This is a genomic window from Candidatus Paracaedibacter acanthamoebae (genome assembly GCF_000742835.1).
GTDB classification, from domain to species: Bacteria; Pseudomonadota; Alphaproteobacteria; order Paracaedibacterales; family Paracaedibacteraceae; genus Paracaedibacter; species Paracaedibacter acanthamoebae.
The window spans coordinates 1-15,110 of record NZ_CP008941.1; the positions used below are offsets into that span (position 1 = coordinate 1).

At 43.7% G+C, this 15,110-nt stretch carries 14 protein-coding genes; 6 read left to right on the top strand and 8 right to left on the bottom strand.

Translation table 11 applies throughout. The features are described from left to right. Genes dnaA through rpoD form a run of 5 tightly spaced genes read left to right on the top strand, consistent with a single transcriptional unit; the run spans position 1 to position 7,155 of the window. Complete coding sequence (dnaA, locus tag ID47_RS00005) at positions 1–1,395, top strand: chromosomal replication initiator protein DnaA (RefSeq protein WP_038462585.1); 1,395 nt, start codon at positions 1–3, stop codon at positions 1,393–1,395. 5 nt (positions 1,396–1,400) lie between these two features. Further along, complete coding sequence (gene dnaN / locus ID47_RS00010; RefSeq protein WP_038462588.1) at positions 1,401–2,528, top strand: DNA polymerase III subunit beta; 1,128 nt, start codon at positions 1,401–1,403, stop codon at positions 2,526–2,528. Positions 2,529–2,538: 10 nt separating this feature from the next. After that, entirely contained in the window at positions 2,539–3,429 is an 891-nt protein-coding gene (gene ygfZ, locus ID47_RS00015; protein ID WP_038462590.1) for a CAF17-like 4Fe-4S cluster assembly/insertion protein YgfZ, read from the top strand. Next, the gene (dnaG, locus tag ID47_RS00020; protein WP_051908272.1) at positions 3,416–5,200 is read left to right on the top strand and encodes a DNA primase; all 1,785 of its coding nucleotides are present in this window, start codon (positions 3,416–3,418) and stop codon (positions 5,198–5,200) included. The genes ygfZ and dnaG overlap by 14 nt, the downstream gene beginning before the upstream one ends. A 23-nt stretch (positions 5,201–5,223) precedes the next feature. Then, positions 5,224–7,155 (top strand): RNA polymerase sigma factor RpoD, encoded by a 1,932-nt coding sequence (gene rpoD, locus ID47_RS00025; RefSeq protein WP_038462592.1) that lies wholly within the window; start codon positions 5,224–5,226, stop codon positions 7,153–7,155. Between the two features lie 185 nt (positions 7,156–7,340). Here the strand turns inward: rpoD and ID47_RS00030 are convergent, their stop codons facing one another. After that, positions 7,341–7,799, bottom strand: a complete 459-nt coding sequence (locus tag ID47_RS00030) for a hypothetical protein (protein WP_232223238.1) — start codon at positions 7,797–7,799, stop codon at positions 7,341–7,343. Positions 7,800–7,937: 138 nt separating this feature from the next. Here ID47_RS00030 and ID47_RS00035 point away from each other — a divergent pair, with 138 nt between their 5' ends. Then, positions 7,938–9,035 carry an ISAs1 family transposase gene (locus tag ID47_RS00035; RefSeq protein ID WP_038462597.1) on the top strand — a complete coding sequence of 366 codons (1,098 nt, stop codon included), beginning with the start codon at positions 7,938–7,940 and terminating at the stop codon, positions 9,033–9,035. 169 nt (positions 9,036–9,204) lie between these two features. Here ID47_RS00035 and ID47_RS00040 read toward each other — a convergent pair whose 3' ends face one another. From ID47_RS00040 to bioD, 7 genes are all read right to left on the bottom strand, one after another. Beyond that, positions 9,205–9,975, bottom strand: a complete 771-nt coding sequence (locus tag ID47_RS00040) for a hypothetical protein (RefSeq protein ID WP_038462599.1) — start codon at positions 9,973–9,975, stop codon at positions 9,205–9,207. A gap of 362 nt (positions 9,976–10,337) precedes the next feature. Beyond that, the gene (locus ID47_RS00045; RefSeq protein ID WP_038462602.1) at positions 10,338–10,778 is read right to left on the bottom strand and encodes a hypothetical protein; all 441 of its coding nucleotides are present in this window, start codon (positions 10,776–10,778) and stop codon (positions 10,338–10,340) included. 543 nt (positions 10,779–11,321) lie between these two features. Then, positions 11,322–11,585: an RNA chaperone Hfq gene (gene hfq, locus ID47_RS00050; protein ID WP_038462605.1), complete on the bottom strand. Its 264-nt coding sequence runs from the start codon at positions 11,583–11,585 to the stop codon at positions 11,322–11,324. A 77-nt stretch (positions 11,586–11,662) separates the two neighbouring features. After that, positions 11,663–12,310, bottom strand: coding sequence for an HAD family hydrolase (locus ID47_RS00055; RefSeq protein ID WP_051908274.1), 648 nt, complete (start codon positions 12,308–12,310; stop codon positions 11,663–11,665). Continuing rightward, positions 12,311–13,162, bottom strand: coding sequence for a D-amino-acid transaminase (locus ID47_RS00060; protein WP_038462607.1), 852 nt, complete (start codon positions 13,160–13,162; stop codon positions 12,311–12,313). 9 nt (positions 13,163–13,171) lie between these two features. Beyond that, positions 13,172–14,431 (bottom strand): adenosylmethionine--8-amino-7-oxononanoate transaminase, encoded by a 1,260-nt coding sequence (gene bioA, locus ID47_RS00065; protein WP_232223295.1) that lies wholly within the window; start codon positions 14,429–14,431, stop codon positions 13,172–13,174. Continuing rightward, on the bottom strand, positions 14,329–15,072 hold the full coding sequence (bioD, locus tag ID47_RS13335) for a dethiobiotin synthase (protein WP_075261534.1): 744 nt from the start codon (positions 15,070–15,072) through the stop codon (positions 14,329–14,331). Before bioD ends, bioA begins: the two co-directional genes overlap by 103 nt. Positions 15,073–15,110 lie beyond the last annotated feature (38 nt).

Sequence of the window (15,110 nt, forward strand, 5' to 3'; positions counted from 1 at the left end):
GTGGGAGTCGCGCAGCAATCTCTGTCGCAACATGCAGATCATGGCAATTTTGTCCATGAATGGACTTCAGTTTGTCAACGGTTGCAGGCTGATCTGGGTGAGGCTACCTTTCGCAGTTGGATCGTTCCTCTTGTCATTACTAATTTTGGTGGTGGTTTAGTGCAGATTGCGGCTCCGACGCGCTTTATACGCGATTGGGTGGCGAGTAACTTCCTTGAGCGTATTCGTAATTATTGGCAAGACTTGAACCCAACCATTGATACAATTGACTTGATTGTGCGTCAAGCCTCGGCTGTGGTTAGTTTTGATGTGCCACAGGCATCTGTTGCAGCGGTGAGTGAAGAAACTGAGACTGAAATTGAAGGAAGCTTTATCAGTTCTACCTTGGATCCTCGCTTCACGTTTGATAATTTTGTGGTCGGAAAGCCAAATGAGCTTGCTTATGCGGCAGCCCTGCGGGTGGCGGAGTCGACCACAGTTCAGTTTAATCCCTTGTTTCTGTATGGGGGCGTTGGCCTTGGTAAAACTCACTTGATGCATGCCATTGCTTGGCATATTAAGCGATGCCATCCTGAACGCCGCGTTATTTATCTTTCAGCAGAAAAATTTATGTATCAGTTTATCCGAGCTTTGCGCTACAAAGATACCGTGGCTTTTAAAGAACAGTTCCGGTCCGTTGATGTTCTAATGATCGATGATGTGCAATTCATCAGTGGTAAAGATACCACCCAAGAAGAATTTTTTCACACCTTTAATGCCCTAGTTGACCGTAATCATCAGGTTATCGTTTCAGCGGATAAGTCGCCCTCTGACCTTCAAGGAATGGAAGAGCGTCTAAAGTCTCGATTAGGCTGGGGACTAGTTGCTGATATTCATCCCACCACCTATGAGTTACGTCTGGGGATTTTGCAATCGAAGGCTGAAACCCTTAATACACAAGTTCCTAAAAATGTGTTAGAGTTTTTGGCCTTTAAGATTGCGTCTAATGTTCGTGAGCTTGAAGGGGCTTTGAACCGTATCATTGCGCATTCGACCTTAGTGGGACGTGAGATTAATTTGGAAATGACCCAAGATGTATTGCGCGATTTGCTGAAAGCTAATGATCGCCGCGTTACTATCGAGGATATTCAAAAACGCGTGGCTGAGTATTACAGTATTAAAATTTCCGATATGCAGTCCTCAAGACGATCCCAAAATGTGGCCCGTCCGCGACAGGTGGCGATGTATTTATCAAAAATTCTTACCTCCCGTTCCTTGCCTGATATTGGTCGTAAATTTGGTGGGCGGGATCATACAACTGTGCTACATGCCGTGCGTAAAGTTGAAGAGTTAATAGCAAGTGATCGAGAGTTTTCAGAAGATTTATCGATTTTAAGACGAACATTGGAGGTCTGATAGTTATGAAGTTTGCAGTAGAACGGGGAGAATTCCTAAAAGCATTAACTCACGGTGGCAGCGTTGTAGAAAAGCGGACAACTGTGCCGATTTTGAGCCATGTCTTGATTCACGCTGAGGATGGACAGCTCAATTTGACAACGACGGACATGGATTTGGCCTTGGTTGAAACCATTCCAGCAGTTGTGGAAAAGCCAGGAGCAATTACAGTCTCAGCCCATATGGTATTAGAAATTGTCCGTAAGCTTCCAGAAGGGGTGCAAATTGAGGCAACTCTTAACCCAGAAAATGACCAGATAGCCCTAAAGGCTGGGAAATCACGTTTTAATATTTCCACTTTGCCTGCCGAGCAATTCCCAAAACTGACTCAGAATGATCTTCCGTTTAGCTTTAAACTCACGGCAGAAAAGTTGCGTTATTTGATTGATCGATCTCGCTTTGCGATGTCGACCGAAGAAACCCGCTATTTCTTAAATGGAATTTATTTCCATGCGCATGAAGTCAATGGACAAAAAGTATTGCGGTCGGTAGCCACAGATGCGCATCGTTTAGCGTGTATTGAAGTTGATATTCCAGATGGAGCCGAGGCAATTCCTGGAATTATCATCGGTCGTAAAACCATTACGGAAATTCGTAAGTTGATCAATGATGAAAATGCTGAGACAGAAATTACGATCAGTTTGTCCCCGCAACGGGTGGAATTCAAGTTGCCTCAAGCAATTTTAAGTTCTCGTTTGGTTGATGGGACTTATCCGGATTATGAGCAAGCCATTCCTGTCGGGAATGATAAGCCGATTATTGTTGATGCCAAAGACTTTGCCAAGGCTGTTGACCGTGTGGCCACGGTGACGACGGATAAATTACCGGTAATTAAAATTTCTGTAGCGAAGAATAAGTTGACCTTGGTGGCAGCAAGCAGTGAGTTGGGAGATGCTACTGAAGAAATGGAAGTTGATTTTCCTTTTGATCAATCCATTGAGATTGGCTTCAATGCCAATTATTTGGTAGATATTACCTCTCAGATTGGGGACGAGGCGGCTGAGATCTTGCTGTCTGATGGCTCAGCACCTGCAATTATTAAAGGAATCAATGATAAAGAGGCATTATTTGTTTTAATGCCAATGCGTGTCTAGGAGAGAGCCTATGGCTATATCTGGTTGCATCCTGACTCATCGGGCACTGATCCGGGTAGGCGGCGCGGATAAACTAGCCTTTCTACAAGGATTAGTCTCGAATGATATGGGAAAGCTCAACACTGAGTCTTCCCTTTTTACTTTACTGTTGTCTCCCCAAGGGCGGGTTCAGTTTGATTTAATCGTGCATCAGGTGAGTGATAATTGGTTTTTAGAGGTTGATGCCGATCAGGCTGCAGCGTTGATTAAACGACTGACACTTTTTAAGTTACGCTCTGATGTGGCTCTTGAGTTGGTTCAAGACCGATCTATTTTGTCAATTTGGGGTCCGCAGGTTGCTAGCGCCTTGGAATTGGCAGCAGAGCCAGGTGCTACCCGCACAACATCTCAGTGGACGGCTATTCTTGATCCTCGCCTTATAGAACTAGGGGCTCGCCTTGTTATTGAGAACGGTGCCCTTGAAACAGTTCGGCATTATTTAGGCCTGAGCTTGGTCGATATGGCTTCGTATAAGAGACATCGGTATGCGTTAGGGGTCCCTGAAGGGGCAACTGAGCTTGAATTTGACCGAGCGATTCCCTTGGAATGGGGGATGGATGAACTAAATGCGATTGATTGGGCCAAGGGCTGTTATATGGGGCAGGAACTAACAGCACGTACCCGTTATCGGGGGCTTGTGCGTAAGCGGATTTTCCCCGTCTATACAGAAGCAATGGTTCTATCACAGCCTATCCTCTGTGAAGGTAAAGATGTCGGGCATTGGATTGCCAAAGAAGAAGAGGTAGGACTTGCGATGATTCGACTTTCTGGTGTACACAAGGAATTAGAATGCGACGGCCAGGCCGTCACGTTAGGACGGCCCCATTGGATGAAACTACCGGACATTAATGACGAAACTTAAAGATCACTTAGATGCTATTCGTGACAGGCTGCCTTTATCGGTGGTGATCGCGCCCTATGTAGCCTTGAAAAAGCGAGGTCGTTCGCTCACAGGTCTATGTCCTTTTCATAATGAAAAGGGGGCTTCCTTTAGTGTTGCCGATGACAAGGGGTTTTACCATTGTTTTGGATGCGGAGCCCATGGCGATCATTTTTCGTTTATTGTTGAAAAGCTTCATATGCCATTTATGGATGCAGTTGAGCATCTGAGTAAGCAAGCTGGGTTAACGATGCCCAAATTCGACAAGCAGGGAGAAGAAAATTCCAGTTCCCAATCAACCGATAGTAAATCGGTCCTTTATGACATTAATGAAATTGCTTGCCAATATTTTGAAGCACAGCTGCGGGCGCCAGAGCATCAACAAATTCGTGACTATTTGAAAAAACGGGGGATGTCGGGCGCGCTTGCTAAGCAATTCCGGGTGGGTTTTGCGCCGGCCCGAGGCCTAGCGGCTGTGCTGCATCAACGAGGCTTTAAGATGGTCGATTGTATTGCTTCTGGATTGTTGATTGATCCAGAGGGGCAACGTCAACCTTATGAGAGATTCCGGGATCGGGTTATGTTCCCTATTCAAGATAGTCGGGGGCGCGTGATCGCCTTTGGGGGACGAATTACGGATGCGGGAGAACCTAAGTATCTTAATTCTCCCGAAACACCTTTATTCCATAAGGGGCGTCAACTTTACGCCCATAATCAGTCCATCTCAACCGTTCGTGCAGGCCAAGCCTTTATCGTGGTTGAAGGGTACATGGATGTGATTGCTTTGCATCAAGTGGGCTTAACAGTTGCCGTAGCGCCGTTGGGCACAGCTTTGACAGCAGAGCAAATAGCCTTAATGTGGCGCAGTTGTCCTAAGCCCGTTCTTTGTTTTGATGGGGATAACGCCGGTCGGCGCGCGGCACACCGCGCAGCCCAGCTCGTCTTGGAGATTTTAAAACCCGGATATACGGTTGAGTTTTGTTTTTTGCCAGAAGGGGAAGATCCGGATTCTTTTGTCAAAAAGCATACGGTGGCGGCTTTGCGTGAAATTTTGAACTATCCAATTGGATTAACGGATGTATTGTGGCAAGTTTTTATGGAAGGTCGGACAATAAATCGGCCTGAAGATAAAGCTAAGGCCCGTCAGGACTTATTACAGTTGTCTTACCGAATTCAAGATCCAGAGGTGCGGCACTTTTATCAACAAGATTTGAATCAAAAACTACAGAAGCTATTAATGCAAAAACCAAAAGAAACAGCAAAAGATCAAAAAAACCTTATTCATCAAGGGGTTAGACCAGGTGAAGCAAAAAAAAATCTCGATGGGCATAAAATTTTATTGGCAACTTTGATAAATCATCCCACATTAGTATCAGAAATGGCCGAACAACTAATGTCTCTCAAGATTGATAATGAATTTATTGATTCTTTGCGAAATTTTTTGTTAGACTTTTTCTCTGCGGATCACCATACATATAATGACAACTTATTATCGGTCGTGCGTGAAAAAGGTTTTGGCAGTTTTATTGATCAAGCAATGACGCAAGATCTTTACATAAAGGCTAGATTTGCGCACACTAGTTCAGAATTGGATCAAGCACGTTCAGGATGGTTGGAAGTGTGGCATTTTCTGGAAAGAAATAGCCAGCTAAAAGACACAGCAGATCAAGTATCACTTGAATTGAAAACTGATTTAAATCAACGTTCTTGGCAGAGCTTGCTGTCCGTTAAACGGCAGCAATCTCAGTTATAGTTTATTACAACGGGGTAACACGAATGGCAAGCAAAACCACTCAACATAATGAAATTTCCGATACGCTTGATGAAATCCCTTTAATTGAGTTAAGCAAATCTAACCCGGCATTGAAACGTCTTCTCAGTCGGGGCAAGACGCGCGGCTATATTACATATGACGAGTTAAACGACGCTTTGCCCCAAGACCAGCTGTCATCTGATCAAATTGATGAATCCATGAGCATGATTTCTGAAATGGGAATCAGTATTGTGGATGGCGATGATGTGGAAGAAGGGGCACTCGACTCACAATTTAAGCGCAGTGATTACGAAGATTTTGAAGAAGAATCCGAAGAAGAAGACACGCTGTCGGGGCGCACTGACGATCCCGTTCGGATGTACTTGCGGGAAATGGGGAACGTTGAACTTTTGTCCCGTGAAGGTGAAATTGCTATTGCCAAAAGAATTGAATCAGGGAAAGAAATGCTATTGGGGGGCATGTGTGAAAGTCCCTTGACTGCTCGGACCCTGGACCAATGGCGCGAAGACCTCCAAGCCGGTAAAATGTTGCTGCGGGAAATTATTTCAATTGATACCAGTGGGGGCTTTGATGAAGAAGAAGGCTTAGCTGATCTTGAGGAAGATGAGAGCGACATCGAGGTGAGCGCTAGCAGCGGGGAGGCTGGTGAATCCAGTGAAGCGGCCCCTCAAGCTCAACCCTTGTCGGCGTTTGAACAAGCGATGTTGCCAAAGGTTATTACACTCCTTGAAAGCTATACGGAAACCTATTCACAGTTCTGGGACCATCACCAAGCTTTGATTTCCAAAGGACAAAGCGGTGAAAATATTGCCGGCAATGAAACCTATAAAAACCTAAAGATTTCTTTGATTGGAATTATGGATGAATTAAAGCTTAATCCCAATAGCGTTGAGCGTCTCCTCGATATCCATAATCAAATGAACCGGCGGGTAGCTAATTTAGAACGTAATTTGATGGCAGCTGCCGATACCTGTGGTATTAAGCGTGAAAAATTCTTTAAGTTTTTAACCGATGCTAATTTTGATCAAGAGTGGGCTGACAACCTTAAATCTCAAAGCGGTAAAGGCTGGGATAAATTTATTGAAAAGCATGCTCAGGATATCGATCATTTGGTGGCAACTGTTCAAGAAATTCAAGAAGATACAAGCTTAAGCTTTTCTGAATTCCGCCGTGTTGTTACAGTGGTTCAACGCGGTGAGCGGGAATCCTCGCGGGCGAAAAAAGAAATGATTGAAGCAAACCTGCGTTTAGTTATTTCGATTGCCAAAAAGTATACCAACCGGGGATTACAATTCTTGGATCTAATTCAAGAAGGGAATATCGGTTTGATGAAGGCGGTCGATAAGTTTGAATATCGTCGTGGGTATAAGTTTTCAACTTATGCAACATGGTGGATTCGTCAAGCTATTACGCGGTCTATCGCGGATCAGGCGCGTACGATTCGTATTCCGGTGCATATGATTGAAACCATTAACAAAATGGTACGGACGTCTCGTCAAATGATGCATGAAATTGGTCGAGAACCGACCCCAGAGGAGTTGTCAGAAAAGCTAGCTATGCCATTGGAGAAGGTTCGCAAGGTCATGAAAATTGCTAAGGAACCCATCAGCCTTGAGACACCAATTGGTGACGAGGAAGATAGCCATCTTGGTGATTTTATTGAAGATAAGAATGCTATTCTGCCAGTGGAGTCCGCTGTTCAAAGCAACCTGCGCGAAACCACAACCCGTATTTTGGCAACCTTAACGCCAAGAGAAGAGCGCGTTCTGCGGATGCGTTTTGGAATTGGGATGAATACGGACCACACTCTCGAAGAGGTCGGTCAACAGTTTGCGGTAACACGCGAGCGTATTCGTCAGATTGAGGCCAAAGCATTGCGTAAGTTAAAGCATCCAAGTCGATCCCGCAAATTGCGCAGCTTCCTAGATACTTAAGATAGTTGAGCTTATAAAAACCCGGTCTAAAAGCCGGGTTTTTTCGTAACCGCCCTCTTTTGTACTCTGAGTATGCCAAAAAAATCTTTGGGATCCTCATGTGTCCTTATATACCCTGGAGCCGTCAGATTTTTTCCTGCCCCGATCAAAAAATAGTTTATTCTGTAACAAGGCTCTTATTGAGCTTATGGCCTTATCGGTGACATCTTTCCTTTTTGTAAATGTTGTTGTCCATGGGGTTGTACTGATCGAGTTTGGGATGGCAAGCTTGGTCCTTTATGGGCGGTGGCGGCTTGTTGCTGTTGTTGAGCGGGGTTTTTAAAAATTTCGGCCATCATTTGGTTACGAGAGTGGAACAGTTGACGTGCTGGTAATCTCAACCATTTAGCCATAAAGGCTTTTTGGTGGGCCTCAGGCCAGCTTAGGAAGATTTTACAGGCTTGTTGCCAGTTATGAATCTTATCGGCATCCACATAAGTGACCATTCCTCCATAGTCAGCGGGTTGATAGGGAATGCCTGAATGCTTCCATTTTTTAGAATTGGTGATGGATGGATCCAAGGTTGAATCTTTGAAACCACTGGCTGCACTATGTCCCACGCCAAACATTGATTTTTTACCCGGCGCCGATTGCTCTATCCCCACGAGAAGAACGGATCGAATGTTTTTAGGGGATTGTTGGGGGGTAAGGTACCCAGGGCAATTGCATGAAAAAAACAGTATTAAAAAAGGTAATAATTTTGTAGAAAAAAGACAAAAGCCCCAAGAAAAAAGTTTAAAGTTTTGGATATCATAAGATTTATAGAGGAAGTTGAAGACCCTCGTGATTCCTGGAAAATCCAGCATAATTTAAGCAGTATCCTTTTTACAACCTTATGCGCTGTCTTATCGGGGGCGCAGACATGGGATGATGTAGCGCTGTTCGGGCAAACAAAACAAGCATGGCTGTCAAAGTACATTTCTTTCGATAATGGAATCCCTTCTGCTTGGACTTTTAGAAGAATCTTTACACTGCTTCGCCCAGAATGCCTGGAGATCCTCTTAAGGACTCACGCAGATCAAATAATGGGAGCTCATAATGCTAACCATATAGCGATCGACGGGAAAACCTTGCGGTCGAGTAAGCGTAAGGATTTAAACTGTCTTCATTCCTTAAGCGCCTGGTGTCATGAGAAAGGTCTTGTATTGGCAGAAAAAGATGTAGACAAGAAATCCAACGAAATAACAGCAATTCCTTTATTATTGAACACGCTAGACTTAAAAGGGGCAACCGTCAGTATTGACGCTGCTGGTTGCCAAAAAACGATAGCAAGCCAAATCCAAGAGCAAAAAGGTGATTATGTTTTAGCTTTAAAAAAGAATCATCCTAAATTATATCAAACCATTGAACAATATATAGCAGATCAAGGACCTTCTTGCGATACTAAACTCCATGATGGTTTTGATGAAGGCCATGGACGATTGGTCCGACGACGCTACTTCGGTTATGATATTAGTCATCTTGAACAAGCAAAAGAGTGGTCAGGTTTAAAGAGCGTTATTGCTGTTGAAACAATCTTCTCGCACCCTAACAGTTCTACTCATGTTACGGCTCAATGGCGCTATTATCTTTCAAGTCATCCAGCCAACCATCAACAACTTCCTGACTATATCCGCAATCATTGGAGTGTTGAAAATAAGCTTCACTGGGTTTTGGATGTGCATTTGAAAGAAGACGAGGATCGTAAAGCTGAACGCCAAAGTGCCAAGGCTTTTGCTATTCTTAAACGTATGAGCTTAAATATTATTCGGTCCAAGGATGGTCATACCAAGGGTAGTTTACGGGGAAAACTGAAAAAAGCTAGTTGGGATACTGCCTATTTGTTGAGTTTACTCGTGTAAAAACAAGGCCTTCTATTAAGTAAAGCGGGTGTAAGCTTTTTAGGCGGCGCTTATGGTACGTTAAGAGAGCCTAAAATACAAATTATAGACCTCCAATATTAATATTTAGAAATCATCATAGAATTTTTAGTAATAACAGAGATTATTTTTATCCTAACCAGAAAACTGCCTAAGTTCCTAAACCTTTCATGCAATTGCCCTGGGTAAGGTACCTGAGAACGTAGGGGGGGGTTGGGCCATTCCCAAAGGTTTGAGCATACATGTAAACGTGACCATGCTGAATCTTCTGAAGAGCTTTGTTATTTAAAGCGCCGCCATTCTCATTAATAAGGTATTGATTGTTGATGGCGGGATTACCATACCCTCCCAAGGGAATATCAATGCCCAGGTGTCGATGTTGCAATCCGTGAGTAAGGGCTTTAATAGATTTTACCCCTGATAGTTTATCTTCAACAATTTGCCCATCTTTTTTAAGACTCGCCCCATGGGTAGCCGCGGTCCGATAGGTTATAATCGGTGTTCCGCCGGACAAGGACTTCACAACATCCTCGGCTGTAATGCCGGTGATATCGATGTTCCAGCGGCGACCGCGCATTAAGTAACTCACACTTTGAGTGGCGACATCATAATTGCCAGCATTGACAGGTTGTTTTTCCGGGATAAAAACTGGAGGATTGAATAACATTAATAAATAAAGCCTTTTGACAAAATCTTGCTTGTCTTTGGATTGCTGCCATCCTGGGCTTTGCGGATTTCTTGAAGCTTCGGAATCAGGAAACATGGTTGCAAGCATAACCATAAGATCCGCCTCAAAACTTTGCTTGAGATCAACTTTAGGGTGCCATGCCAAAACGGGATCAAAGGCTATGGATGGTTTTTGAACTTGCGCTTGGCATACGGTGAAAGCCATTAAAGAACTAAAAATGCTTAAAAATTTCATGACCTTATCTTTCATTCACTCTATCTGTGAAGAAAAGGATAGAGGAAAAAGATGAAGAATGATTTAATTTCAAGGCTTAAAAAAATATAAAAAGTACCGACCCTTATTAGAATGAAAAGGCCGTCAATGAGAAGTGAGTTCTTGTATAGCTGGGAGACTAAAGTGAAATATAAAGGAAAGGTATTTTTAATGGTCGTTTTAGGAATCGGGGAACGTTTAGGTATCTTCAGAAAGTGAAATATCAATTCTGATATAGATAGAAGGAAAGGCTGTGTGTAAGTGATCTATATAGTTTATATTGAAAAGGGGCCCAAAATGGAAATCCACTGTTGAGCCCCTGCAACAATTAGGCAAGCAATTTCTTATTTAGCAACCGGTGCAGCTGCTTCTTTTCCTTTTCCAGCATGGTGAGCTGCTCTCTTATCAGCGCGTTCTTTTTTCATAGCTGTTTTTTTATCAACGTGTCCTTTTTCCATGGCTGCTTTTTTATCGATATGGGCTTTATGCATTTCAGCTTTCTTGTCAAGGTGCGCCTTATGCATTTCTGCTTTCTTCGCGGGATCCTTTTCATTTTTCATTGCAGCCTTGTGCTCAGTATCCATAGTTTTCATTGCAGCTTTATGATCTTTATCCATGGCTTTCATTTCAGCTTTGTGATCTTTATTCATTTTTTTTATGCCCGGATGGTTTTCGTGCTTCATCGTTTTATGATGGCCTTTTTCGGGATCAGCTTCTGTCGCAACAGCCATTGGGGCGGAAGTTAAAAGAGCAACGGTGCTAAGGGCTAAAAGTAATTTGTTCATGATATCCTCCTCAGGAAAAATTTAAGATCTAACATATATATAATTAAGGCAAATAGGTTAATAACTACTTAAAATTTAGAGGTTTTTAAAAAAATAGGAGGAATTGGTTATATATCTTCCAAGATTATTTTTTAGTCGATGACTCTTAGCCTCTTTGTTATTTAAAATTTATTTTCGTTAAAGCGACGCTATCGGCAAAAAATTGAGTTCAAAAACTAGAACAACATATCAGAGGACAGGGGGGATGTCAAAGTTGAAGAAGGGTTTCTGCCTATCATAAGCAACTTTATCGGGTTTTTTAGAAAAGTTCTTTCTTTTAACATCTAACGTGAATCGAGATTTTCCCTCAAGCTATAAGGCAGGTAGGATATATAAATATAGGTTTATGGAAAGGGCTCATGGACTGAGGTGCTACTCAGACTGAGATCAAATCCAGTCGACTAGCAGATTGTCCGGAAAAAAATGGAGAAGAAAAAAGCAGGAGTAATCGCGTACAGGCATGACATCCCGGTTTTTAGGCCGGGAGTCCATAGATAACAAAACTTAGTCCACAATTTCTTCGGGTTGTGGGCTTGCTGTCCCTTCAAACAATTGAATAGGTCCTTGTGGCATAACTGTTGATATTGCATGCTTGTAGACCAGTTGAGAGTGTCCGTCCCGACGTAATAGCATAGAAAAGCTATCAAACCAGGTAACAACGCCTTGAAGCTTAACACCATTAATCAAGAAAACGGTCAAAGGGGTTTTGTTTTTGCGAACGTGATTTAGGAAAACGTCTTGGACGTTAACGGGTTTATCAGTTGCCACTTGCGAACTCCGTAATTTATTTAAATTTTATTCATAATCCACGTTACGATTATTTTTGCAAAGTTCCAAGGGGGATTTCACAATTTTGACAAAATTTTTTCGATGTCCTCGCAGTTTTTTACAGCTTGAGCGTAAGAATCCGCTTCTGCATGGCAAAAACCGATGGGAATGGGCAAGCACCCGATTGCTTCGGCACAGCGCCAATCCACAGGGGCATCGCCGACGAACCAGATGGCTGGCGATGCCTCCATTCCCATAGTTTTTAAGGCGAGGAGAGCAGGGGCAGGATCAGGTTTATCTTTTACAGCGTCTCCCGCCCCAATCAGCGCAGAAAAGAATCTATCCCATTTTAGATGAGATACTTCTCTTCTAAGAGTTGCCCCCCCCTTATTGCTCACCAATCCCATGGGAATATTCTTATCAGTCAACTTATTTAAAAGGGCTAGTGCCCCCGGCAGGGGATTTAAAAACTTTAAATGGTTTTGATGATAAAAGTCGAGATAGATGGCAAGAGCTTCTGGCCAGCGATCCCCAAAATGATGGGGCAGACCATCTTTAGCTGATAATTGGGTCTTCTGTTTAATGTCTTGCTCTGACCATGTTTTCATTCCAAAATGCTCTAACGTCTGATTAATCGCTGCGCAGATTAACGGCATGGTATCCACAAGGGTATTATCCCAATCAAAGAGAACGGCTGTCGGTTTTTGGTGCTGGGAATACGGCATCTAGCCTCCTGTATAGTCAAGATAAAGCTTCATAAGTTTTTGAGTAATGGCGCCTGGCTGGCCATCCCCAATAACCGTCTGATCGACTTTTGTGACGGGAGTGATACCCGACACTGAGGCTGAGAGAATAACTTCTTGGGCCGATTTTAACTCGGTTAGGGAAAATGCTTTTTCTTCCACCGTAATGCCGTTTTGTTGGACCAACCCAATAAGGCGCTGACGGGTAATGCCGCCCAAAATAGATTGAGAAAGGGGATGGGTTTGCAAAACACCATCTTTGCGGACAATCCAAACATTGGTGGCACTGGCTTCAGTCACAGTGCCATCAGGCTTATACAAAATGGCTTCATAGCACCCTTGCTCTTCGGCTTGTTGTTTGCTGAGTATATTTGGCAACAGTGAAATAGATTTAATATCTGGTCGGGCCCATCGGTTATCCAAAAGCGTGATGGCGGCAACCCCCTTTGCCTTGTTTGCCATAAGCTGCCGTTGGTTTACATGGCGGGCGGTCACGACAAGAATAGGGCGAGGATCTTTTGGAAAACTGTGATAGCGAGGGGCAATGCCACGGCTAACTTGAATATAAATCATTGCATCTTGAAGCCGATTGAGGCGGATGATTTCTTGGCAAATATGGACTAAAGCAGGACGGGATAGCGGAGAGAGAATCCTCAGTTCGGCCAGAGAATAATCAAGCCGATCTAAATGCTCCTGAAAATCAATAAAATTACCCTTAACGAGGGCAATAACTTCATAAATTCCATCGGCAAATTGATACCCTCGATCCTCAATATGAGTTGACGCTTCTGGCTGAGGGACATACTGACCATTAACATAGGCAAAGCGGGACATGCTGAATTTTCATTTTGATTGAGATATACAATCTATAATCCTAACATACGCGGAGTGCAACTGTTCTGCCGTCAGACAATAAGGTGGCAAAATATAAACTGTCGCTCCAAGAGGTCGGATATTGAGGCCCGCTTCGATGACAAGGCTTTTAAATTTTTTAGTTTGACCAGGATTAAAATTTTTAAGATTAAAGGCCAAGATGGTTCCTTGGTGGCGAACTCTTTCAATATCAGGGTTGGCGAGAAGTCTTGGAGCCCACTCCTGGTGCATCTGGCATAAAGCAGCAATTTTTTGGTGGGTTTGCTCTTGCTCAAAAACATCAAGGCTTGCAAGTGCGGCAGCACAGGCTAAGGGATTCGCTGTATAAGAATGGCCATGGGTCAAGGCCTTGGCGTAAGTTTCATCGAGGAAGGCATTATAAATTCGATCGCGGCATAGGGTGACAGCCAGCGGAAGAAAACCGCCGGTAATACCTTTTGATAAGCATAAAAAGTCGGGATAAACACCATTCAAGTAATCACAGGCGATCATTTTACCCGTCCGACCAAAGCCGGTCATGATCTCATCGGCTATTGTTAAGACGCCGGCTGTTTTACATCGTTTAAAGACAGCTTCCACAAACGAAGGACGACACATAGCCATGCCACTGGCGCCTTGAATCATGGGCTCTAAGATCAGAGCAGCTGTTTCATTGGCATGCTCCTCGAGATAGAGATCGAGCGCTATCAGGGCTGCTGCTTCTTTTTCCTCAACGGTGGTGTCTTCAAGCCACGTCGCCGGGAAGGGTAAGAATGTGACCTCCTGCAGCAGATCAAAAAATGGATCATAATAGCCCGATGTTTTTCCAACCGCCATCGCCCCAAAGGTATCGCCGTGATAGGCGCCCTCAAAGGCAACAAAACGAGGCCTATTCTGTCCCTGATTGTGCCAATATTGATAGGCTATTTTTAAAGCAACCTCAATGGCTGTAGAGCCATTGTCGGTAAAAAAAACCTTGTCATAAGCGGGGGCAATGGCTAGCAATGCTTCAGCAAGCTTAATAGCCGGTTCATGAGTAAACCCTGCAAACATAACGTGCTCTAGTTGGTTTGCTTGTTTAGCAATTGCTTGGGCAATATAGGGATGGGCATGGCCATGAATGTTAACCCACCAGGATGAAACGAGATCTAAGTATTCTTTGGCGTTTTCATCGAACAGGCTTGCCCCTCGGGCATGGGTAATGACGATGGGGTCATCGGCCGTATAGTGTTGTGTAAAGGGATGCCAGATGGATTTTTTGTCTCGAGAGGATAGCATAAAGCATTCTGCAATTGGAGCCCTAATAAATTATTATAACATAAAGGCGAGAGAATCGGAAGGCGGGCGAGAAGCTGTGTTTGCCCAAAGAATTCAATATCGGTAAGGTTTCGGTCATTGGCCTCGCCCACCGCAATCACGCCCGCAACGGGAATTGATCTGTTTCGTAAAGCTTCTAAACTGATAAGGGTGTGGTTGAGTGTGCCCAGGCTGGTCCGAGTGACGAGAATCACCGGAATTGTCAGTCTTTGAATAAGATCAATCATTAAATCGGTTTGATTAAGCGGGACCATTAATCCGCCGGCTCCTTCTATAATCAAAGGACGACGTTGATTAATTTTTTTATAGGTCTCTAGAATAAAGTCCAGGTGAACGGTCTTGTTTTCTGATGAGGCTGCTTGATGGGGTGACAGGGGCGCCTGAAATTCATAACAACTGGGAATGATGTCATTCTCAGTACAGCGGGATAGGGTTTTGACCGTTTCAAAATCTCGGCCATCTGATAACCCTGTTTGGATTGGTTTCCAGTAAAGGGCATTGAGGTGTTGTACAAGCCAAGCAGAAACCACTGTTTTGCCAATATTTGTGTCCGTTCCTGTTATGAAATATTGCATCAAGCTTGATCTCTTAAGTTTTTGATGGCTAAAAGGTA

Excerpts from the sequence above, each read along its gene's own strand:
- dnaN (WP_038462588.1), top strand. The coding sequence starts at position 1,401 with ATGAAGTTTGCAGTAGAACGGGGAGAATTCCTAAAAGCATTAACTCAC.
- ygfZ (WP_038462590.1), top strand. The coding sequence starts at position 2,539 with ATGGCTATATCTGGTTGCATCCTGACTCATCGGGCACTGATCCGGGTA.
- dnaG (WP_051908272.1), top strand. The coding sequence starts at position 3,416 with ATGACGAAACTTAAAGATCACTTAGATGCTATTCGTGACAGGCTGCCT.
- rpoD (WP_038462592.1), top strand. The coding sequence starts at position 5,224 with ATGGCAAGCAAAACCACTCAACATAATGAAATTTCCGATACGCTTGAT.
- ID47_RS00040 (WP_038462599.1), bottom strand. The coding sequence starts at position 9,975 with ATGAAATTTTTAAGCATTTTTAGTTCTTTAATGGCTTTCACCGTATGC.
- ID47_RS00045 (WP_038462602.1), bottom strand. The coding sequence starts at position 10,778 with ATGAACAAATTACTTTTAGCCCTTAGCACCGTTGCTCTTTTAACTTCC.
- ID47_RS00055 (WP_051908274.1), bottom strand. The coding sequence starts at position 12,310 with ATGCCGTATTCCCAGCACCAAAAACCGACAGCCGTTCTCTTTGATTGG.
- ID47_RS00060 (WP_038462607.1), bottom strand. The coding sequence starts at position 13,162 with ATGTCCCGCTTTGCCTATGTTAATGGTCAGTATGTCCCTCAGCCAGAA.
- bioD (WP_075261534.1), bottom strand. The coding sequence starts at position 15,072 with ATGCAATATTTCATAACAGGAACGGACACAAATATTGGCAAAACAGTG.